The 23640-nt window shown below is 73.2% G+C and carries 23 protein-coding genes; 19 read left to right on the top strand and 4 right to left on the bottom strand.

What is annotated here, in order from left to right; genetic code table 11:
- Positions 1-20 precede the first annotated feature (20 nt).
- The 7 genes from ACN265_RS15095 (at position 21) to ACN265_RS15065 (ending at position 5668) form a co-directional block, all read left to right on the top strand.
- On the top strand, positions 21-806 hold the full coding sequence (locus ACN265_RS15095) for a 2OG-Fe(II) oxygenase (protein ID WP_420118186.1): 786 nt from the start codon (positions 21-23) through the stop codon (positions 804-806).
- A 251-nt stretch (positions 807-1057) separates the two neighbouring features.
- Positions 1058-1360 carry an urease subunit gamma gene (locus tag ACN265_RS15090; protein ID WP_088646841.1) on the top strand — a complete coding sequence of 101 codons (303 nt, stop codon included), beginning with the start codon at positions 1058-1060 and terminating at the stop codon, positions 1358-1360.
- The gene (locus ACN265_RS15085; RefSeq protein ID WP_421408240.1) at positions 1357-1716 is read left to right on the top strand and encodes an urease subunit beta; all 360 of its coding nucleotides are present in this window, start codon (positions 1357-1359) and stop codon (positions 1714-1716) included. The genes ACN265_RS15090 and ACN265_RS15085 overlap by 4 nt, the downstream gene beginning before the upstream one ends.
- Complete coding sequence (locus ACN265_RS15080) at positions 1713-3416, top strand: urease subunit alpha (protein ID WP_420118184.1); 1704 nt, start codon at positions 1713-1715, stop codon at positions 3414-3416. The genes ACN265_RS15085 and ACN265_RS15080 overlap by 4 nt, the downstream gene beginning before the upstream one ends.
- Positions 3416-4099: an urease accessory protein UreF gene (locus tag ACN265_RS15075; protein WP_421408237.1), complete on the top strand. Its 684-nt coding sequence runs from the start codon at positions 3416-3418 to the stop codon at positions 4097-4099. The genes ACN265_RS15080 and ACN265_RS15075 overlap by 1 nt, the downstream gene beginning before the upstream one ends.
- Entirely contained in the window at positions 4089-4826 is a 738-nt protein-coding gene (gene ureG, locus ACN265_RS15070; RefSeq protein ID WP_088647759.1) for an urease accessory protein UreG, read from the top strand. Before ACN265_RS15075 ends, ureG begins: the two co-directional genes overlap by 11 nt.
- Complete coding sequence (locus ACN265_RS15065) at positions 4826-5668, top strand: urease accessory protein UreD (RefSeq protein WP_421408235.1); 843 nt, start codon at positions 4826-4828, stop codon at positions 5666-5668. Before ureG ends, ACN265_RS15065 begins: the two co-directional genes overlap by 1 nt.
- A gap of 215 nt (positions 5669-5883) precedes the next feature.
- On the opposite strand, the gene ACN265_RS15060 is transcribed toward ACN265_RS15065, so the two are convergent.
- The gene (locus tag ACN265_RS15060; RefSeq protein WP_421408233.1) at positions 5884-6324 is read right to left on the bottom strand and encodes a MarR family winged helix-turn-helix transcriptional regulator; all 441 of its coding nucleotides are present in this window, start codon (positions 6322-6324) and stop codon (positions 5884-5886) included.
- A gap of 95 nt (positions 6325-6419) precedes the next feature.
- On the opposite strand from ACN265_RS15060, the gene ACN265_RS15055 reads away from it, so the two are divergent.
- The 7 genes from ACN265_RS15055 to ACN265_RS15025 all read left to right on the top strand — a co-directional run bounded on the left by ACN265_RS15055 (position 6420) and on the right by ACN265_RS15025 (position 14714).
- Positions 6420-7559 carry a substrate-binding domain-containing protein gene (locus ACN265_RS15055; protein WP_357930431.1) on the top strand — a complete coding sequence of 380 codons (1140 nt, stop codon included), beginning with the start codon at positions 6420-6422 and terminating at the stop codon, positions 7557-7559.
- 594 nt (positions 7560-8153) lie between these two features.
- Positions 8154-9398, top strand: coding sequence for an urea ABC transporter substrate-binding protein (urtA, locus tag ACN265_RS15050; RefSeq protein ID WP_421408231.1), 1245 nt, complete (start codon positions 8154-8156; stop codon positions 9396-9398).
- Positions 9399-9461: 63 nt separating this feature from the next.
- Positions 9462-10349, top strand: a complete 888-nt coding sequence (gene urtB, locus ACN265_RS15045) for an urea ABC transporter permease subunit UrtB (RefSeq protein WP_204924367.1) — start codon at positions 9462-9464, stop codon at positions 10347-10349.
- Positions 10346-11533: an urea ABC transporter permease subunit UrtC gene (gene urtC, locus ACN265_RS15040; RefSeq protein WP_421408228.1), complete on the top strand. Its 1188-nt coding sequence runs from the start codon at positions 10346-10348 to the stop codon at positions 11531-11533. Before urtB ends, urtC begins: the two co-directional genes overlap by 4 nt.
- On the top strand, positions 11530-12285 hold the full coding sequence (gene urtD, locus ACN265_RS15035; protein ID WP_204924365.1) for an urea ABC transporter ATP-binding protein UrtD: 756 nt from the start codon (positions 11530-11532) through the stop codon (positions 12283-12285). The genes urtC and urtD overlap by 4 nt, the downstream gene beginning before the upstream one ends.
- A complete protein-coding gene (gene urtE / locus ACN265_RS15030; RefSeq protein ID WP_204924364.1) occupies positions 12285-12977 on the top strand; it encodes an urea ABC transporter ATP-binding subunit UrtE in 693 nt (230 codons plus the stop codon). Before urtD ends, urtE begins: the two co-directional genes overlap by 1 nt.
- A gap of 99 nt (positions 12978-13076) precedes the next feature.
- Complete coding sequence (locus ACN265_RS15025) at positions 13077-14714, top strand: CotH kinase family protein (RefSeq protein WP_421408225.1); 1638 nt, start codon at positions 13077-13079, stop codon at positions 14712-14714.
- 11 nt (positions 14715-14725) lie between these two features.
- Here ACN265_RS15025 and ACN265_RS15020 read toward each other — a convergent pair whose 3' ends face one another.
- Genes ACN265_RS15020 through ACN265_RS15010 form a run of 3 tightly spaced genes read right to left on the bottom strand, consistent with a single transcriptional unit; the run spans position 14726 to position 16723 of the window.
- A complete protein-coding gene (locus ACN265_RS15020) occupies positions 14726-15292 on the bottom strand; it encodes a Rieske (2Fe-2S) protein (protein ID WP_421408223.1) in 567 nt (188 codons plus the stop codon).
- A gap of 7 nt (positions 15293-15299) precedes the next feature.
- A complete protein-coding gene (locus tag ACN265_RS15015) occupies positions 15300-15965 on the bottom strand; it encodes a DUF6529 family protein (protein WP_307826112.1) in 666 nt (221 codons plus the stop codon).
- Positions 15965-16723 (bottom strand): hypothetical protein, encoded by a 759-nt coding sequence (locus ACN265_RS15010; protein ID WP_421408221.1) that lies wholly within the window; start codon positions 16721-16723, stop codon positions 15965-15967. Before ACN265_RS15010 ends, ACN265_RS15015 begins: the two co-directional genes overlap by 1 nt.
- 190 nt (positions 16724-16913) lie before the next feature.
- On the opposite strand from ACN265_RS15010, the gene ACN265_RS15005 reads away from it, so the two are divergent.
- The 5 genes from ACN265_RS15005 (at position 16914) to ACN265_RS14985 (ending at position 23629) form a co-directional block, all read left to right on the top strand.
- On the top strand, positions 16914-17852 hold the full coding sequence (locus ACN265_RS15005; protein ID WP_421408218.1) for an ion transporter: 939 nt from the start codon (positions 16914-16916) through the stop codon (positions 17850-17852).
- Between the two features lie 254 nt (positions 17853-18106).
- Positions 18107-18586 (top strand): hypothetical protein, encoded by a 480-nt coding sequence (locus tag ACN265_RS15000; RefSeq protein WP_421408216.1) that lies wholly within the window; start codon positions 18107-18109, stop codon positions 18584-18586.
- A gap of 146 nt (positions 18587-18732) precedes the next feature.
- Positions 18733-21555, top strand: a complete 2823-nt coding sequence (locus tag ACN265_RS14995; protein WP_421408214.1) for a Na+/H+ antiporter subunit A — start codon at positions 18733-18735, stop codon at positions 21553-21555.
- The gene (locus ACN265_RS14990) at positions 21552-22052 is read left to right on the top strand and encodes a Na(+)/H(+) antiporter subunit C (protein WP_204924358.1); all 501 of its coding nucleotides are present in this window, start codon (positions 21552-21554) and stop codon (positions 22050-22052) included. The genes ACN265_RS14995 and ACN265_RS14990 overlap by 4 nt, the downstream gene beginning before the upstream one ends.
- Positions 22049-23629, top strand: coding sequence for a Na+/H+ antiporter subunit D (locus ACN265_RS14985; protein WP_420117473.1), 1581 nt, complete (start codon positions 22049-22051; stop codon positions 23627-23629). Before ACN265_RS14990 ends, ACN265_RS14985 begins: the two co-directional genes overlap by 4 nt.
- Positions 23630-23640 lie beyond the last annotated feature (11 nt).

The following is a 23640-nucleotide window of genomic DNA, read 5'->3' as shown; positions in this document are numbered from 1 at the left end:
CCGCCCGACGAGGGAGTGACGTGAGCCAACACCTGCGCCGCAGCGACCGGCTGACCCCCGGGTCGCTGCGGGACCTCGCCACCGGGGAGATCGACCTCATCTGGCACCGGGAGTACTTTCCGCCGGCCGAGTGCGAGGCCGTCCTGCCCCGGGTGGTGGCCGCCGTCGCGGCGGCGAACTTCTCCCTCACCACGGAGTTCACCAGCGTCGGCACCTCGATGGGGCAGGTCGCCAACGGCGGTGAGGTGGTCCGCCGGTACCTCGACGACGCGCCGGCCACCACCCGGCTGATCCGGCACGAGGTGTTCGCCGGCCGGCAGTCGCCCACCGACCTGATCCGGCTGGACCTCGACGAGATGTGGCCGTGCGGGGCGACGGTCGGCCGGCACGAGGGGCGGATGATGCTCCCCGGGGTGCTGCGCCGGATGACCCCCGGCGGCCGGGGCCGCCCGCACATCGACCGCCGGCAGATCCCGCTGCTGGACACCTACCGGCTGCGGCGACGGCTCGGGGTGAACATCTACCTGGAGGTGCCGGCCCCCGGCGACGGCGGCGAGATCGACTTCTGGGGACGCCTCGGTGAGGACGAGTTCGTGGCGCTCAAGGCCGACCCGCTCGACTACGGTCTCGAACCGGAACTGGTCGGGCCGCCGCACGACACGGTGCTGCCCGGCCAGGGTGACCTGGTGATGTTCGAGGCGGGCCGGATGCACGGGGTGCGGGAGGTGCGCCGGGGCTGCCGGACGTCCGCCGCCTGTTTCGTCGGGGTGCGCGGGGACACCGACCCGCTGCTGCTGTTCGCCTGACGCCCCCGCCGGGGCGTTGCCACGGCCCGGGGTGATCCTCTACGGTCGGTCCAGCGGTTGGCGGTGCGGTCCTTCCCAACCACCACCGCCGAGTGGCCCTGTGGCGGGCCGGGGCCGGTGGGGCCCCGGAGCACCCTGCCGGTGGTCCGACGGCGGTCCCGTGTGTCCTTCCTGCCCCGTGTCCGTTCCGTGCCCCTGGCCCGGTTCCGGCCGTTACGGTGGGAAACACGCCGAGCCGCCCGGGAGATCCCGTGTTCCTCACGCCCCACGAGCAGGACCGCCTGCTCGTCCACGTCGCCGCGGACGTCGCCCGCCGTCGGCGCGAGCGCGGACTGCGCCTCAACTATCCCGAAGCCGTCGCCCTGATCACCGCCTTCCTGCTGGAGGGCGCCCGGGACGGCCGGACCGTCACCGACCTGATGGCCGCCGGCCGGACCGTGCTCAGCCGCGACGACGTGCTCGACGGCATTCCGGAGATGCTGGGGGAGGTGCAGGTGGAGGCGACGTTCCCGGACGGCACCAAGTTGGTGACGGTGCACCACCCGATCCCGTGATCCCGGGGGAGATCCTGCCCGGCGACGGGCCGGTCGAGATCAACGTGGGGCGTCCGGTGACCACCCTGCTGGTGGTCAACACCGCCGACCGGCCGATCCAGGTCGGGTCGCACTACCACTTCGCCGAGACCAACCCGGGGCTGCGCTTCGACCGCGCCGCCGCGTACGGCCACCGGCTCGCGGTGCCGGCGGGGACGTCGGTGCGCTTCGAGCCGGGCGTGAGCCGCACCGTGGACCTGGTGCCGCTGGGCGGGGCCCGGGTGGTGCCGGGGCTGCGCGGCGAGGTCGCCGGCCCCCTCGACCCGGGGCCGGATGCCGACGGGTCCGGACCGCGCGACGCGGAGGCGGGACGATGAGCACCGTGGACCGGCGACGCTACGCCGACCTGTACGGCCCGACCACCGGCGACCGCATCCGGCTGGCCGACACCGACCTGCTGATCGAGGTGGAGGTCGACCACTGCGTCGGCGGGGACGAGGCGGTGTTCGGCGGCGGCAAGGTGATCCGCGAGTCGATGGGCCAGTCCCGGGCCACCCGGGCCGAGGGCGCGCTGGACACGGTGATCACCGGCGCGGTGGTGCTGGACCACTGGGGGGTGGCCAAGGCCGATGTCGGGCTGCGCGACGGCCGGATCGTGGCGCTGGGCCGGGCCGGCAACCCGGACACCATGCCCGGCGTCCACCCGGACCTGGTGATCGGCCCGTCCACCGAGGTGATCGCCGGCAACGGTCGCATCCTCACCGCCGGGGCGGTGGACACCCACGTGCACTTCATCTGCCCGCAGATCGTCACCGAGGCGCTCACCTCGGGCATCACCACCCTCGTCGGCGGGGGCACCGGCCCGGCGGAGGGCACCCGGGCCACCACGGTCACCCCGAACGCCTGGCACCTGGCCCGGATGCACGAGGCGCTGGACGCCTTCCCGGTGAACGTGCTGCTGCTGGGCAAGGGCAACACGGTCTCCACGGAGGCGCTGTGGGAGCAGTTGCGGGCCGGGGCGGGTGGCTTCAAGCTGCACGAGGACTGGGGGACCACCCCGGCGGCGATCGACGCCTGCCTGCGGGTCGCCGACGCGTCCGGGGTGCAGGTGTCCATCCACACCGACACCCTCAACGAGGCCGGGTTCGTGGCCGACACGCTGCGCGCCATCGCCGGGCGGGCGATCCACTCGTACCACACCGAGGGGGCGGGGGGCGGGCACGCGCCGGACATCATCACGGTGGCCGGGGAGCCGAACGTGCTGCCGTCGTCGACGAACCCGACCCGGCCGTACACCCGCAACACCCTCGCCGAGCACCTCGACATGCTGATGGTCTGCCACCACCTGAACCCGTCGGTGCCGGAGGACCTGGCGTTCGCCGAGAGCCGGATCCGGCCGTCCACGATGGCCGCCGAGGACCTGCTGCACGACCTCGGGGCGATCTCCATCATCGGCTCCGACTCGCAGGCGATGGGCCGGGTCGGCGAGGTGATCACCCGGACCTGGCAGAGCGCGCACGTGATGAAGCGCCGGGTGGGCGCGCTGCCCGGCGACGGCCCGGCCGACAACCACCGGGCCCGCCGCTACGTGGCGAAATACACCATCTGCGCGGCGATGGCCAACGGACTGGAACGGGAGATCGGCTCGGTGGAACCGGGCAAGCTCGCCGACCTGGTGCTCTGGGACCCGGCGTTCTTCGGCGTCCGGCCCCACCTGGTGATCAAGGGCGGGATGATCGCGTACGCGCAGATGGGCGACGCGAACGCCTCCATCCCCACCCCGCAGCCGATGCTGCCGAGGCCGATGTTCGGCGCGTACGGCGTGGTGCCGGCCGCGACCAGCGTGGCGTTCGTCGCGCCGGCCGCGTTGGAGGCGGGCCTGCGGCTGGACGTGCGCCGCCCGCTGGTCCCGGTGGCCGACGTGCGCTCGCGGGGCAAGGCGGACCTGCCCGAGAACGGCGCGCTGCCGCGCATCGAGGTCGACCCGGACACCTTCACCGTCCGCATCGACGGGGTGGTGGTCGACCCGGAACCGGTGGTCGAGTTGCCCATGGCCCAGCGGTACCACCTGTTCTGATGACCCCGTCGAGCATGGTGCTGCTGCTGGCCGACGGCAGGTTCCCCGCCGGGGCGCACGCCCACTCCGCCGGGTTGGAGGCGGCGGTGGCGGCCGGGCTGGTCACCGATCCGGCCACGCTGGCCGGGTTCCTGCGCGGCCGGTTGGCCACCGGTGGGCTGGTCGCCGCCGCCTTCGCGGTGGCGGCCCACCGGGCCGCCGGCACCGCCGCCCGGCGGGCGACGCTGGCCCGGCTGGACGCCGAACTGGACGCCCGCACCGCCGCCCCGGCGCTGCGGGCCGTCTCCCGCCGGCAGGGTCGGGCGCTGCTGCGGGCCGGCCGGGAGATCTGGCCCGGCGGCGGGTTCGACGACGTGCCCACCGGCCCGTCCGGGCCGCACCAGCCGCTGGTGCTCGGCCTGGTCGCCGCCGCCGCCGGCCTCGACCCGGTGGCGGTCGCGACCGTCGCCGCGTACGGGTCGGTGACCGGCCCGGCCAGCGCCGCGGTCCGGCTGCTCGGCCTCGACCCGTACCGGGTGCACGCGGTGCTGGCGGCGCTGGCCGTCGACTGTGACGCCACGGCGGCCCGCGCGGTCGCCACCGCCGACGACCCGCCCGAGTGGCTGCCGGCCCCGGCCGCCCCGCTCACCGACATCCACGCCGAAGTCCACACCACCTGGGAGGTGCGTCTCTTTGCGTCCTGAAACCGTATCGCCGACCCCGCACGCGTCGATCCCGCACGACGAGACCGTGCCGCACACCCACCCCGAGCCGGGGGTCGACCCGCACGCCCCGCTGCCGCCCACCGCCCGCCCGCTGCGGGTCGGCATCGGCGGGCCGGTCGGGTCGGGCAAGACCGCGCTGGTCGCGGCGCTGTGCCGGGCCTTCGCCGACGAGCTGCGCCTGGGCGTGGTGACCAACGACATCTACACCACCGAGGACGCCGACTTCCTGCGTCGGGCCGGGGTGCTCGACCCGGCCCGGATCAGGGCGGTGGAGACCGGCTGCTGCCCGCACACCGCGATCCGCGACGACATCGGCGCGAACCTCGACGCCATCGACGAGCTGGTCGACGGGGTCGGGCCGCTGGACCTGGTGCTGGTGGAGAGCGGCGGGGACAACCTCACCGCCACCTTCAGCCGGGGGCTGGTCGACAGGCAGATCTTCGTGGTCGACGTCGCCGGTGGCGACAAGGTGCCCCGCAAGGGTGGGCCCGGGGTGACCGCCGCCGACCTGCTGGTCATCAACAAGACCGACCTTGCCCCGCTGGTGCGGGCCGACCTGTCGGTGATGGACCGCGACGCCCGCGCCCGGCGGGGGGACCTGCCGACGGTGTTCCTGTCCATCGTGGGTGATCCGCTGGCCACCGGGGTGGCCGACTGGGTGCGCCACGAGCTGGCCCACCACCGTGGCCGGCTGGCCGTCGCCTGATGCGCGCGGTCGCCCGGGTGGTGGCGGTCGCCGACCGTCACGGCCGCACCGTGCTGCGCGAGCTGCGGGGCGAGTCACCGCTGCTGCTGCGCCAGGCCGCCGCCGAACAGGGCGTCCCCACGGTGTACGTCGTCGGCGGCGCGGCCGGTCCGCTGGCCGGTGACGACCTGCGGTTGAGCGTCGAGGTGGGGCCGGGGGCGGCGGTGCAGGTGCGTACCGTCGCCGCCTCGGTCGCCCTGCCCGGCCGGCCCGGCGCGGTCTCCCGGATGCGGGTCGACGCGGTGGTGCACGACGGCGGCACCCTGCACTGGCTTCCGGAGCAGTTGGTCGCGGCGGCCGGCTGCGACCACGTCGCCGGGTCCCGGGTGACCCTCGCCGAGGGGGCCCGGTTGCTCTGGCGCGAGGAACTCGTCTGCGGCCGGTATGGCGAACCCGCCGGCGACGTCGTGGTGGCCACCTCGGTCGACCACGCCGGGCGGCCGCTGCTGCGCCAGTCCCTGGCGGTCGGCCCGGCCGCACCCGGCTGGGCCGGGCCGGCCGTGCTGGGCGGGGCGACGGCGACCGGGTCGCTGCTGGTGGTCGGTCCCGCCGCCGCGTCGGGACCGGCCACCGTGGACGCCGGCGGCGGTCAGCCCCGGGGCCGGCTGCTCCCCGCCGGCCCCGGGGCGTCCGCCGCCTGGCTGCCGCTGGCGGGCGGCCCGGCGGCGCTGCTAACCGCCACCGCCGTCGACGCGCACACCCTGCGTACCCTGCTCACCGCCCCGGTCGACGCGAACACCCCGCCCGGGGGTCTCCACCGACCCGCGACCCGCACCGGGGCCGACGCGGTGCCGGTCGCCTAGCGGCCCCCACAACCCCGCACCGGCCACCGGCCGGGCGGACCCTGCCCCGGTCCGCCCTCAGCCCGGGCGGTGCGGGGTGCGGTGGTGTCGACCGCGGAGGCTTCCTGCCGGCGTTGCCGCCGCCGGCGGGCGGTCGGCGACCTGTCGTGTCTGCACCCGTGCCGGACCGCCGCCGGCCAGGCGTCGGGCGGGATCCCCGGTGGGTCGGGCCGGGGTCAGCCGACCCGGACCGGTTGCCGGCGCGGGTCGAGCCGGGCGACCAGGTCGACGAGCTGCCCGGTCAGCGTCGCGTCGTCGAGGAGCCCGGCCAGCTCGGCCCGGACGAGGGCGTCGATGCGTTCCTGTTCGCGGCGGCCCCGGGGGGTCAGGTAGGCCCGGATGCGTCGCCTGTCGAACGGGTCGATCCGGCGGTGCACCAGATTCTGGTCGACGAGCTGGTCGACGAGCTTCGTCAGGGTGCCCGGCGGCAACGACTCCTCGGTGGAGACCTCGCTCATCGGGTGGCCCTGCCCGTCGGCGAGGCGGCAGAGCACCCGCCACGCCTCGACGGTGAGCCCCTCGGTGGTGAGCACCGCGCCGACCCGGCGGGCGAGCAGCCGTTCGGCGCGGGTGAGCGCGCGCATCAGGTCGACGGGCGTCGTGGGATCGTCGGCCATGTCTCTCCCCGTTCGGTGGGTTGCCATGTTACCGAAGCGTCCCGGTTTTCGGTCGGGTCTGGTGGCCCGCCAGGGTTGCCGGCAATCATGTCAGCATGTCCGTGCCGGTGCCCGGCCCCCACGGCGTGCCGGAGCCGTTGCCCCGCTCGGGCGGCACGGCCGGCGCGGCCCCCTGGTTGACCGTCGACCGGTCGGTGGTCAGTGTCGCGCTGGTCTTTCCGATGCGCGGCCCGGCCGGCATGTTCGGCCCCACCTGTGAGCTGTGTGCCCAGTTGGCGGTGGAGGAGGTCAACCGGGCCGGCGGGGTGCTCGGCCGGGAGCTGCGGCTGGTGCCGGTCGACGGCGGTGCGCCACCGGCGCAGGTCGCCGCCGAGGTGGAGGCGCTGGTGTCGACCGGCGCGGTGCAGGGGGTCACCGGCTGGCACATCTCGTCGGTCCGGCAGGCGGTGGCGCCCCGGATCGCGCACCGGGTGCCGTACGTCTACACCGCCCTGTACGAGGGTGGGGAGCGTACCGAGGGGGTGTTCCTGACCAGCGAGACGCCGGACGCGCAGCTCCGCCCGGCGATGCGGCTGCTGGCCCGGGAGCAGGGGGTCCGCCGCTGGTACCTGGTCGGCAACGACTACGTCTGGCCGCGCCGGACCGCGCAGGCCGCCCAGCGGTACGCCCGCGACGACGGGGCGCGGGTGTGCGGGCGGGCGTTCCTGCCGCTGGGCACCGAGGACTTCGGACCGGTGTTGCGGGAGATCGAGCGGACCGAGGCCGACGCGGTGCTGATGCTGCTCGTCGGTGCCGACGCCGTCCGGTTCAACCGGGCCTTCGGCCGTTCCGCGCTGGACCAGCGGTGCCTGCGGTTGAGCACCCTGATGGACGAGAACATGCTGTTGGCCAGCGGCGTCGGCGGCACCCGCCGGCTGTTCAGCACGGCCGGGTTCTTCGCCGGCCTGGTCACCCGGGAGAACCTGGACTTCCATGGCGCGTTCGCCCGCCGGTTCGGGGTGGACGCGCCGCCGCTGGGCAGCCTGGGGGAGTCCTGCTACGAGGGCGTGATGCTGCTCGCCGCCCTGATCGCCCGCGCCCGCACGCTGGACGTCCGCGCCATCGGGGCGGCGGCGGACGCGGTCACCTACCACGGCCCCCGGGGCGAGTTGCAGCTGCGCCGCCGCCACGTCCGCCAACGCATCTACCTCGCTGAGGCCGACGGCCTCGACTTCACCGTCCTCGCCGAACTCTGACCCCGCCCACTCTCCCACCCTTCCGCCGGCCCGCGGGTTGTCCCCGGTGATCAAGAGGTTTGCGTCAGCTCCAGCTCCACGGCTGACGCAAACCTCTTGATCACGCGGGCCGGGAGGGCGGGCCGGGGGGTGGGCCGGGAGGGGTGAGGGCGGGAGGCGGGAGGGCGGAGGTGGGGTGTTGACAGGGGGGTGGGTGGGGGTTCTAGGATGCTTCCTGCGTGAAGTAATCGCCATTCCTGTCTATTGTCGGGCGGGTTCGGTGGTGGTGGTCTATCCCGTGTCGGATAGGCGTCGCGCATTCTCGTGAGCGGTCATCGTCCATTGTGGCGGTGGCCTTTTTTGTGTGTGTCGAGATCGGTCCGGGAAACAGTCAATTAAGGGCCGGGAAACGTGGTGGCAATCAAGTGGGCAGAAGCTTTTGCTGCCCGAAAGTCCACTGCGGACCGCCGCCGCGACGCCCCACCCGTCGCGCGACGAGCCTGCCGACCTGCGCTACGACCGCACCGCCTACCAATCATTGCCAGCAATACCTGCCGGCCAGTGCGGGCCGGCACGGAAAATTATCCGGCGAATATCGCTCCGCAGGGAGAATGAATGTCACAGTTCCGGGGCCGCCGCATCCTGGCGGGCGCCTTGACCCTGATTGCCGCCGCCGCGCTCGCCGGTTGTGGCAGCAAGACCTCCGACGAGAAGTCGACCGCCGGGGTCAGTGCCGACGTGTCCGGCGACACCGTCAAGGTCGGCCTGCTCAATTCGCTCTCCGGCACCATGGCCATCAGCGAGGTCACCGTACGGGACTCCATCATGCTCGCCGTGGAGGAGATCAACGCCGCCGGTGGCGTGCTGGGCAAGAAGATCGTCCCGGTCGGTGAGGACGGCGCCTCCGACTGGCCCACCTTCGCCGAGAAGGCCGAGAAGCTGATCTCCCAGGACCGGGTCGCCGCCGTCTTCGGCTGCTGGACCTCGGCCAGCCGCAAGGCGGTCAAGCCGGTCTTCGAGAAGAACAAGGCGCTGCTGTTCTACCCCGTGCAGTACGAGGGGCTGGAGCAGTCGCCGTACATCTTCTACACCGGGGCGACCACCAACCAGCAGATCGTGCCCGGCCTGGACTACCTCAAGGCGCAGGGCAAGAAGTCGGTCTACCTGGTCGGCAGCGACTACGTCTTCCCGCGTACCGCCAACAAGATCATCAAGGCGTACGCGGCGGCGAACGGGATGACCGTGCTCGGTGAGGACTACGCCCCGCTCGGCTCCACCGAGTTCGGCACCATCGTCAACAAGGTCCGCTCGTCGAAGGCCGACGCCGTGTTCAACACCCTCAACGGCGACAGCAACGTGGCGTTCTTCAAGGAGTACACCTCCGCCGGGCTGACCGCCGCGAGCATGCCCGTGGTGTCGGTGTCGATCGCCGAGGAGGAGGTCAAGGGGATCGGTACCCAGTACCTCAAGGACCAGTTGACCGCCTGGAACTACTACCAGACCACCCCCGGTGCGGCCAACCAGAAGTTCGTCGCCGCCTACAAGGCCAAGTACGGCGCGGACAAGCCGACCAGCGACCCGATGGAGGCCGCCTACGTCGCGGTGTACCTGTGGAAGGCGATGGTCGACAAGGCCGGCACGTTCGAGGTGGAGAAGGTCCGGGCGGCCTCCGGTGGCATCACCTACGACGCCCCGGAGGGCCTGGTCACCGTGGACGGCCCCACCCAGCACATCGCCAAGACCGCCCGGATCGGCAAGGTCGGCGGCGACGGGCTGATCACCGAGGTGTGGAACTCCGGCAAGCCGATCACGCCGGACCCGTACCTGAAGAGCTACCCCTGGGCGAGCGGCCTGAGCTGACCGATCCCGGCCCGGGCGGGAGGCACCCCCGCCCGGGCCGACCCACCCCTTCGGAGCGCGAACGTGACAGTCCTCTTCGGTCAGCTCTTCACCGGCGTCAGCATCGGCGCGGTGCTGCTGCTCATCGCCCTCGGCCTGGCGCTGACCTTCGGCCAGATGAACGTGATCAACATGGCGCACGGCGAGTTCATCATGGCCGGCGCCTACACCACCTACGTCCTGCAGCAGACCGTGACCGCCGCCGGCTGGTCACTGCTGGTGGCGCTGCCGGTCGCCTTCGCGGTGGCCGGCACCATGGGCGTGCTGCTGGAGGTGCTGCTGATCCGCCGCCTCTACGCCCGCCCGCTGGACACCCTGCTGGTCACCTGGGGTGTCTCGCTGATGCTCCAGCAACTGGCCCGCGACGTCTTCGGCAGCCCCAACGTGCAGACCCGGGCCCCGGCGCTGCTGACCGGCAACATCTCCCTGCCCGGCGGGCTGACCGTCGCCAACAACCGGCTGTTCATCCTGGCGCTCGCGCTGGCCGCCGTGCTGGCGCTGACCCTGGCGCTGCGGCTCACCCCGCTCGGGCGGCGCATCCGCGCGGTGGTGCAGAACCGCGACCTCGCCGCCGTCTCCGGCATCCCCACCGCCCGGGTCGACCGGACCACCTTCTTCATCGGCTCCGGCCTGGCCGGCGTCGCCGGGGTCGCGTTGACCCTGCTCGGGCCGATCGGCCCGACGATGGGCACCAATCTCATCATCGATGCCTTCCTGGTCGTCGTGGTCGGTGGCATCGGCCAGCTCAAGGGCAGCGTGATCGTCGCCTTCGCGCTGGGTGTGCTCCAGGCCACCGGCGAGTACCTCACCACGCTCAGCGTCGCCAAGGTGATCGTCTTCGTGGCGATCGTGGCGTTCCTCCAGTGGCGGCCCCAGGGGCTGTTCACCCTGCGTACCAGGAGCCTCGCATGACCGCCGCGCCGCTGGTCCGCACCGATCCCGCCGGCGCGGCCGGCACCCCGGCCGGCGGCCGGCGGGGCCGCCGGTTCGACGGCCCGGCCCGCACCGCCGCCGGGTTCGCCCTCGGGGCGGCGCTGCTGTTCGCCGTCGCCCCGCTGACCCTGTCGGACTTCCGGCTGTCGCTGCTGGCCAAGTACCTGTGCGTGGCGATGGTCGCGGTCGGCATCGGCATCGCCTGGGGTCGGGGCGGCATGCTCACCCTCGGCCAGGGGGTGTTCTTCGGCCTCGGCGGCTACGCGATGGCCATGCACCTCAAGCTCGCCGACGCCGGCCCCGGCGAACTGCCCGACTTCATGCAGCTCTACGGCCAGCTCGACGAGCTGCCGCTGTGGTGGCGGCCGTTCGCCAGCCCGTGGATCGCGCTGCCGGCCACCGTGCTGCTGCCGATGGCGGTCGCGTTCGGCCTCGGCTCGCTGGTGTTCCGCCGCCGGGTCCGTGGCGCCTACTTCGCCATCCTCAGCCAGGCCCTCGCCGCCGCGATGGTGATCCTGCTGGTCGGCCAGCAGGGCACCACCGGCGGCACCAACGGCCTCACCGACATCCAGGGCTTCTTCGGGTACGACCTGGACGACCCGGTCAACCAGCGGATGGTCTACTTCATCATCGCCGCCAGCCTGCTGGCGCTGCTGGCCCTGGCCCGCCAGCTCATCCGCAGCCGCTACGGCGAGTTGCTGGTGGCCGTCCGCGACGGTGAGGAACGGGTCCGTTTCCTCGGCTACGACCCGGCCGGTGTCAAGCTCGTCGGCTATGTCGTGGCCGCCGGCATGGCCGGGCTGGCCGGGGCGCTGTTCGTCCCGGCGGTCGGGATCATCTCGCCGGCGCTGATCGGGATCGTCCCGTCCATCGAGTTCGTCATCGGTGTCGCGGTCGGCGGCCGGGCCACCCTGCTCGGTCCGGTGCTCGGCGCGGTGGCGGTGGCCTGGGCGCGGACCGCCCTGTCGGAACGGTTCCCGGGCACCTGGACGTACCTGCAGGGGTTGCTGTTCGTGCTGGTGGTGGCGTTCCTGCCGGGCGGCCTGGCGTCGCTGTGGGTGCTGGCCCGGCAGCGCCGGTCGGACCCGGCGGGCGCGCGGTGGTGGCGGCGGACCCGGCCGGTGGACCGGGCCGAGAACCGGACGGAGGTGTCGGCGGCATGACCGGCCCGCAGCTCGACGGCTTGTGCGTACGCGACCTGCGGGTCACCTTCGACGGTTTCACCGCCGTCGACGGGGTCGACCTCGACGTGCCGCCCGGCGACATCCGGTTCCTGATCGGCCCCAACGGGGCCGGCAAGACCACGGTGGTCGACGCCGTGACCGGGCTGGTCCGGGCCACCGGCTCGGTCCGCTTCGGTGACCGGGAACTGCTCGGCCGCGACGTGCACCGCATCGCCCGGCTCGGCATCGGCCGCACCTTCCAGACCGCGTCGGTGTTCGAGGAACTGACCGTGGTGCAGAACCTCGACATCGCCGCCGGAGCCACCCGGAGCTGGTGGACGCTGGCCCGACGACGCAACCGGATCCCCGACGAGGTGGCCGCCGCGCTGGAGACGATCGGGCTGGCCGACCGGGGTGACCAGCCGGCCGGCGCGTTGGCGCACGGGCAGAAGCAGTGGTTGGAGATCGGCATGCTGTTGGTCTCCGACGCCCGGCTGCTGCTGCTCGACGAACCCGTCGCCGGGATGAGCCACGAGGAACGCGACGCCACCGGCGCCCTGCTGGAGACGGTCAGCCGGGACCGCACCGTGGTGGTCATCGAACACGACATGGACTTCCTGCGGCGCTTCGCCCGCAGCGTGACCGTGCTGCACGCCGGGAAGGTGCTCAGCGAGGGCACCGTCGCCCAGGTCCAGGCGGACCCCCGGGTGCAGGAGGTCTACCTCGGCGTCGACACCGCACCGGAGGCGTGATGTTGGAATTGCGTGGCGTACACGCCGGCTACGGCCGCAGCGAGGTGCTGCACGGGGTGGACGTGGCCGTCCCCGCCGACGGGGTGGCCGCCGTGCTCGGCCACAACGGCGCGGGCAAGAGCACCCTGCTGCGGGTCGCCGTCGGGCTGCTGCGCCCCCGCGCCGGCACGGTCACCCTCGACGGGGAGGACGTCACCCGGCTCGCCCCGCACCAGCGGGTCGCCCGGGGCCTGGCGTACGTCCCGCAGGGGCAGCAGTGCTTCCCGCACCTGACGGCGGCGGAGAACCTGCGGCTGGTGGCCGACGGCCGGCGCGACGGGGCCGCCGCCACCGCCGAGGCGCTGGACCTGTTCCCGGCGCTGCGTCCCCTGCTGCGGCGGCGCGCAGGGCTGCTCTCCGGCGGCCAGCGGCAGCAGTTGGCCATCGCCCGCGCGCTGGTCACCCGGCCCCGGCTGCTGCTGCTCGACGAACCCACCGAGGGCATCCAGCCGTCGGTGGTCGCCGAGATCCAGGACCGGATCGTCGAGCTGGCCACCGGGGCCGGCATCCGGGTGCTGCTGGTGGAGCAGCACCTCGGCTTCGCGTTGCGGGTGGCGACCCGGCACTACGTGCTGGAGTCCGGCCGGGTCACCGCCACCGGCGACGGCGGCCGGGACGCCGAACGGTCGGTCCGCCAGGCGCTCGCCGTCTGAAAGTACCGGACCGGTCACCCACGGTGACAATCCTGTAACATTGGCGTGCGTAGATGGATTGGAGCGTGCTCCAGCCGCCCGTGACGCAGGGGAGTGACTGTGCGGAATCTGCCGGCCCGGGTCCTGGGCGTCGTGACCGCGATCTCGCTCGGTGTGGTCGGCGCTCCGTCGCCGGCCCCGGACCGGCCGGCCGGCGTGGCGGCCACCGTCGCCCCGGCGGCGGACCCGGCGGACGAGCTGACCGGCGACATCGTCTTCTCCGTGCCCAGCGGCACCTTCCGCGACGATCTCACGGTCTCGTTGCGGACGACGGTGACCGACGCCGAGATCCGCTACACGACGGACGGGGCGCTGCCCGGCGCGGACTCCCCACGCTACGACGGCACCCCGGTGACCCTCGTCGACACCACCCAGCTACGGGCCCAGGCGTTCGTCGACGGGGTGGCCACCGGTGACCCCGGCACCGCCCTCTACGTCGAGCGGGCCGTGGACGTCAGCCTCGACCTGCCGATCCTGCTGATCGACGGGTACGGCCAGGGTGCGCCGGACCGGGAGTTCGTCGACGCCGCCGCGCTGCTCTTCGCGCCGACCGGGGGACACGCGTCGCTCGCGACGCCACCCACCCTCGCCACCCGGATCGGTTACCACCTGCGCGGCACGTCGAGTTCCCTGTTCGACAAGGCGCCCTACCGGGTCGAGTTCCGGGACAACGAGGACGACGACGTCGACCTTCCGGTCCTCGGGATGCCGGCCGAGTCCGACTGGGTGCTGCGCGGGCCCTACACCGACAAGGCGTTGATCCGGGAGGCGTTCACCTTCGACCTGGCCCGCGAGATCGGATTCCAGGCACCCCGGTACGCCTTCGTGGAGTTCTACCACAACGTGGCGGACCGGCCGGTGAGCGCCGAGGACTACCAGGGCGTCTACCTGATCGTCGAGACCATCAAGAACGCGAAGAACCGGCTCGACCTCAAGGATCTCGACCCCGACGACGTCACCCTGCCGGCCATCACCGGTGGGTACATCCTCAAGTTCGAGTGGCTGACGGCCGAGGAGCCCACCCTGGACTGCCAGGGCCGGCCCGCGACCTGCTGGCACTACCTGGAGGTGGTCGACCCCTCGCCACTGCAACCGGAACAGCAGGCCTGGCTGACCGGGCACCTCCAACAGTTCAACGACCTGATGCAGTCCCCCGGCTTCGCCGATCCGGTGACCGGCTATCCCGCCTGGATCGACGTCGGATCGTTCGTCGACTCGTTCATCCTCAACGAACTGACCCGCAACTTCGACGCCTACGCCCGCAGCTCGTACTTCTACAAGGACCGGGGCGGCAGGATCACCGCCGGGCCGCTGTGGGACCTCGACCTCACCTACGGCGTCGGCGGCGGGGCCAACCTGGAGACCACCGGCTGGCAGTACGAGCAGCCCCGGTGGCCGAAGCCCAACAACTGGATCAACAGGTTGGTCACCGACCCCGGGTTCATGGCGCTGGTCCGGACCCGCTGGGCCGAGCTCCGGCGGGGTCCGCTGTCGGCCGCTGGGCTCGACGCGCGCCTCACCGCTCTCACCGCGCCGCTGGCCAACGCCGCCGACCGCAACTTCCAGCGGTGGCCGAACCTGACCACCGAGAAGATCGGACCCATCGTCACCCCGACCGCCGACACGTGGCAGGGGCAGCTCGACTACCTGCGGGACTGGCTGGACCGGCGGATGGCGTGGCTGGACTCGGCGATCTAGGTGTGCCGACCCTAGGCCAGCCGGATGTCGTCGCCGTCGACGGTCACCGCCCGGGGCGGCAGCGGGCTACCGGCCGGGCCGCTGCGCACCGCGCCGTCGGCGATGCCGAAGACGCTGTTGTGGCAGCCGCAGACGATGGTGCCGTCCTTGACCGAGGTGACCGTGCAGCCCTGGTGGGTGCAGGTCGCCGAGAACGCCTTGATGGTGCCGGCCGCCGGCTGGGTCACCACCACCCCCTCGGCCTTGAAGATCTTGCCGCCGCCGACCGGGATGTCCGCCACCGCGGCCAGCGCCGCCGGGGCGGGCGGCTGTTCGCCGCCCCCGGCGGGGGAGCCGCTCGCCCCGGCGGACGGCCCGGCCGGTGCGCCGCTGCCGCCCGGCGAGGCGCCGCCCGGCGCGGCGGCCGACCCGCCGGTCTGCGGCGCCGCGGCCGGCGTGGTCGGCTCGCCGTACGTCTGACAGCCGGTGAGCAGGGCGGTCACGCCCACCCCGCCGGCACCGGCCAGCACCGCCCGTCGGGACGCACAACCGGTCCCCCGCTCGTCGCACATCTGCCCGTCGTTCCTCTCCCGTGTCACGAGCCCGTCACGTCCCCACCCCGAAGGTGGTGAAGTACCACAGCGACGAGGTCACCCAGATCCCCATCAGGACGGTGAACACCAACCCACCGACGACCGGCAGCACCCACCCGGCCAGCCCCCGCTTGGGCAGCGCCAGCATCTTCATGGTGAACACCCCGAAGAAGAGGCAGCCGAGCAGCGAGTGCAGCAGGGTCCGCAGGTCGTAGTCGGCGAAGCCCAGCGCGTAGAGGCAGTGCACCGCCACCGGAACGGTCAGCAGGAACGCCACCCGGCCGCTCCACCGGTGCAGCCCACCCGCCCAGGAGGGCGAGAAGCCACCGAGCCGGCCCCACATCGCCAACGCGCTGAGCAGCTGCACCACGGCGAAGAAGGCCGCCCCGGTGCCCAGCCAGACCTTGACCGCCTGAGGGCTGGAGAAGCCGGCCACGTTGACCGCGATCCCGGTGGGCTGGTGCATCCGGCCGTACGCCCCGAGGGCCACCGCGACCGCCGCCCCGACCAGCAGCGGTACGAGCACCGAGGCGGGCGGGGCGCCGGAGCCGGTGGACGGCGCGGCGACCGGGTCGGACGGCGTCAGGGCGGGTGGGGGGTCGGACAGGACCCGGACGGACGGCCCCTCGTCGAAGTCGCGTCCCACGTCGGTCTCGAACCTGCGGCGTGCCGTCGTCATCACGCACCGGACCCCGGGTCGGCCACGACCGGCGACGCGGTGACGGTCCGGCCGTCGAGGATGGTGGTGCCGAACGCGGGGTCCAGCGGCGGGGCCGGCACCGGCGCGCCGTCTCGGGTGACCACCCCGATCTGGCTGCCGTCGGGCAGCATGATCCAGCCGCCGTCGACGCCGGCGCGGCGCTGCTGCGCGGTGGCCCGGTAGAGCACCGGGTCGGGCTTGCCGGTCTGCTTGGCGGTGAACTTCCACCGGCGCTGACCCACCACCATCTCGCCGGAGGCGACCCCGTCGCCGAACGACCCGGTGAGCACCTCGCCCTTCTTGCCCGTCAGCTTCATCCGGCCGTCGGCGGCGGTGCCGTTGAGCCACACCTCCAGCTTCTTGCCGTCGCAGACGTACGCCACCGCCTTGCCGTCGGTGACGGTGATGGCGATGGTGGCGCCGCCGTCGAGCCGCCCGGTCCAGTTGGAGTCGGCCTGCTTCGCCGGTGGCGCCGTGGTCGGTGGCGTGGTCTGCGCCGGGCCGGGCTGGCCCGGCGCCGGTGCCGCCGGGGTGGCCTCCGGCTCGGCCGCCGGGTCGGCGTCCGGTTCGGCCGCGGGGGCGGCGGGCGACACCACGGCGGCGCCGGGCGGGCTCGTCGCGGGCGCGGCCGCACCGGCATCGGCCGTACGCGGCGCCGCCTGGGCGCTCATCGCGAACAGGACGGCGGCCATGCCCGTCCCGGTCAGCAGGGTGAGCAACGGGGTCGTGCGCTTCATGAGCAGCTCCCTTCACCGGGTGGTACGAAGCCGGGGCGCTGGTCGTTCAATGTCGGGACGAGAACCTGTGATCGCCGGTGGTCGGGTACCCGGTCCATCACCGACGGTGATCGTCCCGGGTGGCCGGTAGGGTGTCGGGATGGCCGCCGCGTTCCCGTACCGCCCCGGGACCGGGTGACCGGTGTCGTCCGTGCCTGTTCCCACCCGTCGGCGTGCCGCCGATCCCGGGCCCGTCCGCCCCGCCGGCCTCGCCCAGTGGTGCGCCCGGATCGCCCGGTCACGCCCCTTCGAGGCGGCGATCGTGGTGCTCATCATGGCCAACGCGGCGGTCCTCGGGGTGGAGACCTACCCGGATCTCGGTGCGGCCCGGCCGGCGTTGCACTGGCTGGAGCTGAGCTTCCGGGCCGCCTTCGTCGCCGAGATCGCCGTCCGGGTGCTGGCGTACGGGCGTCGGCCGCAGGACTTCCTGCGGCACGGCTGGAACGTGTTCGACCTGGTGGTGATCGCGGCGATCTTCCTGCCCGGGCTGCACGGCGACTCGGCGCTGTTGCGGGTCGTCCGGGTGGCCCGGGTGCTGCGCCTGGTGCGTTTCTCGCCCGGTCTGCGCACCATCGTGGCCGCGCTGTGGCGCAGCCTGCCCGGTGTCGGCGGGTTCCTCGCGCTGGCCATGGTGACCCTCTACGTCTACGGCATGGCCGGCTGGCTGATCTTCGGCCGGGCCTACCCGGAGCAGTACGGCGACATCGGCCGGTCGCTGCTGACCCTGTTCGTGCTGCTGTCCCTGGAGACCCTGCCGGATCTGGTGGAGCAGGGGATGGCGCTGTCCCCGTGGACCCTCGTCTACTACGTCAGCTACGTGCTCATCACGGTCAACCTGCTGCTGAACATCCTGATCGCGGTCATCGTGAACTCGATGGAGGAGGCCCGCCGGTTGGAGATGACCGAGCGGCTGGCGCCCGGCTACGACGCCGACGGCGACGGGGTGCCCGACGAGGTGGACCGGATCGCCCTGACCCAGCGCCTGGACGACCTGCGGGCGGTGATCGCCGAGCTGGAACGGGAGCTGCGCATCGACCGGGACGACCCGTCGGGCCGGCACCGGTCGGCCGAACGCACCGACGCCCGCTGACGACGGGGACGGCATCCGCCGCCGACGCGTCGCCCGGCCCGTCGGCCGCCGACCGGGTCGGTGCCGGCTCGGCGGACCCGTGACCGTCGCCCCGGGCGGCGTCGAGGGTCCGTCGACACCGCCTCCGACGTCCAGGTTTCCCGAATGATGGGACGGTGAGGGTGGGCGATCGCGCCCTGATCATGATAGGGATGAAGGGGCGCGCGGCCGTTACCGGCCGGACGCCCCTTCGATGTTGGGCGAAGGAGGTCGGTGTGCGGTTCGAACGTACGGTCATTCACGGGGTCGGACTCTGCCAGCGCTTCGCCACCGCGCACGGCCAGTGGGCCAGCGTCATCTCCCACCCCGGCGGGCGGCGCGACATCGTGATCTACCACCCCGACGACACCGACACCGCGGTCGGCACGCTGGTGCTCGACCAGTCCGAGGCGCAGGCCGTCGCCGGGGTGCTCAACCAGGCGATCACCGTCGACCACCTCGCCGAGCTGGAACGCCAGCTCCCCGGCGTCACCGTCGTGCGAATACCCGTCGCCGTGGGCGGCGACGGCGACGGAAAGCGTTGGCGGGACACCGCGTTGTCCGGCCTGCCGCTGTCGCTGCTGGCGGTGGTCCGCGCCGGCCGGGTCGTACCGACCCCCGGCGACGACTACGTCCTGCTCGCCGGCGACGAGGTCGTCGTCGCGGGTGCGGAGGCGGCCACCACGACCGCCGTGGACGTGTTCGCCGGTCACTGACCGGGCACCACCACCGACCAACCAACCACTGGTGACGCCACCGCCGCGGTGGCCGTGCGACCCGGGGACGCCCGTCCCCGCGCCGCCGGTTCCGCACCGCCCCGAACGGGCCGGTGGCCGCCGACACTGATCTTCGAGGAGGGTATGTGCTGGTCCTGGTGGCGGTCCACGCACTGGCAGCCGTGGTCGCCCCGGGGCTGGTACGTCGCTTCGGACGCCGTGCGCTCTACGCCGTCGCGCTCGCCCCGGCCGCCACGCTGGTCTGGGCGCTGACCCGTACCGGTGCGGTCCGGGCCGGCGAGCCGGTGGTGGAGACCTGGCCGTGGGTGCCCCGGATCGGTCTGGAACTGGCCCTGCGGATGGGCACCCTGTCCTGGCTGATGGTGGTGCTCGTCGGCGGGGTCGGCGCGCTGGTGCTGGCGTACAGCGCCAGGTACTTCCGCTCCGACGACCCGGGGCTGGGGCGCTTCGCCGCGGTCTTCGTCGCCTTCGCCGGCTCCATGCTCGGCCTGGTCGTCTCCGACGACCTGCTGCTGCTCTACGTGTTCTGGGAACTCACCACCGTCTTCTCGTACCTGCTGATCGGCTACGACCCGACCAAGCGGGCCAGCCGGCGGGCCGCCATGCAGGCGCTGCTGGTCACCACCCTGGGTGGGCTCGCCATGCTGGCCGGGTTCGTGATGCTCGGCCAGCACGCCGGCAGCTACCGCTGGTCGGTCGTCGCCACCGACCTGCCCGGCGGCGGCTACCTGGTCACCGCGCTGATGCTGATCCTGCTCGGCGCGCTCAGCAAGTCGGCCATCGTGCCGTTCAGCTTCTGGCTGCCCGGGGCGATGGCCGCGCCCACCCCGGTCAGCGCCTACCTGCACGCCGCCGCCATGGTCAAGGCCGGGGTGTTCCTGGTCGCCCTGCTCGGCCCGGCCGTCGCCGACGTCACCGCCTGGCGGGTGGTGCTGCTCGGCACCGGCCTGGCCACCCTCTTCCTCGGCGCCTGGGTGGCGCTGCGCCAGACCGACCTGAAACTGCTCCTCGCCTACGGCACGGTCAGCCAGCTCGGGCTGCTGATGGTGGTCCTCGGTGCCGGCAGCCGGGACGCCGCGCTGGCCGGCGCGGCGATGGTGCTGGCGCACGCCCTGTTCAAGGCCACCCTGTTCCTCGTCGTCGGCATCGTCGACCACACCACCGGCACCCGGGACCTGCGCGAACTCAGCGGCCTCGGCCGCCGCGCGCCGGTACTGGCCGGAGTCGCCGTGCTGGCCGCCGCGTCGATGGCCGGGCTGCCGCCGATGGCCGGCTTCGTCGCCAAGGAGGCCGCCTTCGAGGCGTTCCAACACGGCGGCACGACGGACCTGCTGGTGCTGGCCGGGGTGGTGGCCGGGTCGGCGCTGACCGTGGCGTACACGCTGCGGTTCCTGTGGGGCGCGTTCGCCGGCAAGCCCGGTGTCGCGCCGACCGACCCGCACCCGGCGGGCCGGTCGTTCCTCGCCGCCCCGGCGCTGCTCGCCGTGGCCGGGCTGGCCGTCGGCGTCGCCGCCCCGGCCCTCGACGGGCTGCTCGCCCCGTACGCCGACGGGTTCTCCACCGCCGAGCCGGGTTATCACCTGGCGCTGTGGCACGGCCTGACCCCGGCGCTCGGGTTGTCCGCCCTGGCGGTGGCGGTCGGCGTCGGGCTGTTTTTGCTGCTGCACCGGGGACGGCTGCGGGTGACCCGGTGGACCCCGGTCGACGGCGCGGCCGGCTACGAGCGGCTGGTCGCCGGGGTGGACCGGCTCGCGGTGGAGCTGACCGGCGCGACCCAGCGCGGCTCGCTGCCGTTCTACCTCGGGATCATCCTGGTGGTGCTGGTCGTCCTGCCCGGCGGCGCGCTGCTCACCGGTGGGCCCTGGCCCCGGGAGTTCCGCGCCTGGGACACCCCGTTGCAGGCGGTCGTCGCCGCCCTGGTGATCGTCGCCGCCGTGATGGCCGCCCGCGCGCTACGCCGGCTCACCGCGATGATCCTGGTCGGTGTCGCCGGCTACGGCACCGCGCTGATGTTCGTCCTGCACGGCGCGCCGGACCTGGCGCTGACCCAGTTCCTGGTGGAGACCGTCACCATCGTCATGTTCGTGCTGGTGCTGCGCCGGCTGCCGGTGAAGTTCTCGGCCCGGCCGATCCGCCGCAGCCGGCGCGGCCGGATCGCCCTCGGGGTCGCCGTCGGCGCGGTCGTGTCCGGGATGGCCTGGGTCGCGTCGAGCGGCCGGCTGGCCACCCCGGTCTCCGAGCGGTTCCCCGACGAGGCGGTCTCCTACGGCGGCGGCAAGAACGTGGTCAACGTGACCCTGGTCGACATCCGCGCCTGGGACACCATGGGCGAGATCGCGGTGCTGGTGGTGGCCGCCACCGGGGTGGCCAGCCTGATCTTCCGCCGCTCCCGGGACCTGGACCGGCGCAGCGCCGTCCCCGGCCCCCGACCGGCGACCACCGGCGGGCCGCGCTGGCTGACCGCCGGCTTCGAGGCGCACCGGCACTCGGTGATCCTCCAGGTGGTCACCCGGCTGCTGTTCCACGCCATCGTGCTGTTCTCGGTCTACCTGCTCTTCTCCGGTCACAACGCCCCCGGTGGCGGGTTCGCCGCCGGGCTGGTCGCCGGCCTGGCCCTGGCCGTGCGCTACCTGGCCGGCGGCCGGCGGGAACTCAACGCCGCCGCGCCGGTCGACGCCGGGGCGGTGCTCGGCGCGGGGCTCTTCCTCGCCGTCGGCACCGGGGTGGTGGCGATGCCGCTGGGCGGGGAGTTCCTGCAGAGCGCGGTGCTCGACCTGCACCTGCCCCTGCTCGGCAAGGTCCATTTCGTCTCGTCGGTCTTCTTCGACGTCGGCGTCTACCTGATCGTGGTCGGCCTGGTGCTGGACATCCTGCGCAGCCTCGGCGCCGAGATGGACCGCCAGCAGGAGGACGCCCACGACGACGTACGGGACAAGGAGCTGGTGTGACCCCCAATCTCACCTACATCGTCGTGGTCGGCGTGCTCTTCGCCGCCGGGGTGACCCTGCTGCTGGAACGCAGCCTCACCCGGGTGCTGATGGGCGTCATCCTGCTCGGCAACGGTGCCAACCTGTTGCTGCTCACCGGGGGTCGGGCCGGTGGCCCGCCGATCGTCGGCACCAGCGACGCCGACGAAATGAGCGATCCGCTGCCCCAGGCGATGGTGCTCACCGCCATCGTCATCACCCTCGGCATGACCGCGTTCCTGCTGGCGCTGTCGTACCGCAGCTGGCACCTCAACGGCCACGACGAGGTGCAGGACGACGTGGAGGACCGCCGGATCATGGACCTGGCCGACCGGGACGAGGGGCCGGGCACCGACGACGCCGACCAGTCCGACTCCGACGACCAGCTCGACGGCGACGGCCGGCCCGACCCGGACAGCCAGCGGCCCTCGGCGGCCTCGGTGGCGGCGACGGCCGGCGGGCGGGGGAGGGACGCGTGAACTACCTCGTCCCGCTGCCGGTGGTGATGCCGCTGCTCGGCGCGGCCCTGACCCTGCTGTTGGCCAGCCGGCCCCGCGCACAGCGGTGGGTCAGCCTCACCGTGCTCACCGCGACCGTCGCCGTGGCCGCCACCCTGCTCGTCCGCTCCTCGATCGACGGGCCGCTCGTCGTCGAGGTCGGCGGCTGGGTCGCGCCGCTGGGCATCGTGCTCGTCGCCGACCAGCTCGCCGCGTTGATGCTGGTGGTCTCCGCTTCCGTCACCCTCTGCGTGCTGGTGTACTCCATCGGGCAGGGCATGGCCGACGGGCACGAGGAGACCCCGCTGTCGGTCTACCACCCCACCTATCTGGTGCTGACCGCCGGGGTGTGCAACGCGTTCCTCTCCGGCGACCTGTTCAACCTCTACGTCGGCTTCGAGATCCTGCTGGTCGCCAGCTACGTGCTGCTCACCCTGGGCAGCACCGAGACCCGCATCCGGGCCGGCACCACGTACGTCGTGGTCAGCCTGCTCTCGTCGTTGATCTTCCTGGTGGCGATCGGGCTGGTCTACTCGGCCACCGGCACCCTCAACCTGGCCCAGCTCGTCGACCGGCTCGACGCGCTCCCCGACGACCTGCGGCTGGTGCTGCAGGGCATGCTGCTGCTCGCCTTCGGCATCAAGGCGGCGGTCTTCCCGCTGTCGGCGTGGCTGCCCGACAGCTATCCCACCGCGCCCGCGCCGGTCACCGCCGTCTTCGCCGGCCTGCTCACCAAGGTCGGCGTGTACGCCATCATCCGCACCGAGACGCTGCTGTTCCCCGGCGGCCGGACCGCCGACCTGCTGCTGGTGGTCGCGGCGTTGACCATGCTGGTCGGCATCCTGGGCGCGGTCGCTCAGTCCGACATCAAACGACTGTTGTCGTTCACCCTGATCAGCCACATCGGGTACATGCTGTTCGGGGTGGGGCTCAGCTCGTCGCTCGGGTTGGCCGCCGCGATCTTCTACGTGGTGCACCACATCACCATCCAGACCACCCTGTTCCTCGCCGCCGGGCTGGTCGAACGCCGGGGCGGCAGCACCGCGCTGGACCGCCTCGGCGGGCTGGCCCGGTTGTCGCCGCTGCTCGCCGTGCTGTTCTTCGTGCCCGCGCTGAACCTGGCCGGCATCCCCCCGTTCTCCGGCTTCCTGGGCAAGCTCGGCCTGGTCCAGGCCGGGGTGGACGACGGCGGTGTGCTGGCCTGGGTGCTGGTCGCCGGTGGGCTGCTGACCAGCCTGCTCACCCTCTACGCCATCGCCCGGGTGTGGAACCTGGCGTTCTGGCGTCGCCCGCACCCGGAGATGCCCGAGCCGCAGGACAGCGTGCACACCGTCCGGACCGACGGGGTGGAGCAGCCCTACCAGGGGCCGGACCGTGACGCCCACCCGGGCGCGATGCTGCCCCGCCTGATGATCGCGCCGACGGTCGCCCTGGTGGTGCTGGGGCTGGGGCTGACCGTGGTGGCCGGGCCGCTGTTCGACCTCAGCTCCGACGCCGCCGACGACCTGCTGCGGCGTACCCCGTACGTCGAGGCCGTCTACCCCGGGGGGACCCCGTGAGCCACGATCCG

It is taken from the genome of Micromonospora sp. WMMD730, from assembly GCF_049178955.1.
GTDB classification, from domain to species: domain Bacteria; phylum Actinomycetota; class Actinomycetes; order Mycobacteriales; family Micromonosporaceae; genus Micromonospora; species Micromonospora wenchangensis.
This window is presented reverse-complemented; position numbering and strand designations above follow the sequence as displayed.

What these genes read in the sequence shown, in the direction of transcription:
- ACN265_RS15075 (WP_421408237.1), top strand. Translation starts at nt 3,416, where the DNA reads ATGACCCCGTCGAGCATGGTGCTGCTGCTGGCCGACGGCAGGTTCCCC.
- urtA (WP_421408231.1), top strand. Translation starts at nt 8,154, where the DNA reads ATGTCACAGTTCCGGGGCCGCCGCATCCTGGCGGGCGCCTTGACCCTG.
- urtC (WP_421408228.1), top strand. Translation starts at nt 10,346, where the DNA reads ATGACCGCCGCGCCGCTGGTCCGCACCGATCCCGCCGGCGCGGCCGGC.
- ACN265_RS15055 (WP_357930431.1), top strand. Translation starts at nt 6,420, where the DNA reads ATGTCCGTGCCGGTGCCCGGCCCCCACGGCGTGCCGGAGCCGTTGCCC.
- ACN265_RS15015 (WP_307826112.1), bottom strand. Translation starts at nt 15,965, where the DNA reads ATGACGACGGCACGCCGCAGGTTCGAGACCGACGTGGGACGCGACTTC.
- urtD (WP_204924365.1), top strand. Translation starts at nt 11,530, where the DNA reads ATGACCGGCCCGCAGCTCGACGGCTTGTGCGTACGCGACCTGCGGGTC.
- urtE (WP_204924364.1), top strand. Translation starts at nt 12,285, where the DNA reads ATGTTGGAATTGCGTGGCGTACACGCCGGCTACGGCCGCAGCGAGGTG.
- ACN265_RS15065 (WP_421408235.1), top strand. Translation starts at nt 4,826, where the DNA reads ATGCGCGCGGTCGCCCGGGTGGTGGCGGTCGCCGACCGTCACGGCCGC.
- ACN265_RS15060 (WP_421408233.1), bottom strand. Translation starts at nt 6,324, where the DNA reads ATGGCCGACGATCCCACGACGCCCGTCGACCTGATGCGCGCGCTCACC.
- ACN265_RS15080 (WP_420118184.1), top strand. Translation starts at nt 1,713, where the DNA reads ATGAGCACCGTGGACCGGCGACGCTACGCCGACCTGTACGGCCCGACC.
- ACN265_RS15010 (WP_421408221.1), bottom strand. Translation starts at nt 16,723, where the DNA reads ATGAAGCGCACGACCCCGTTGCTCACCCTGCTGACCGGGACGGGCATG.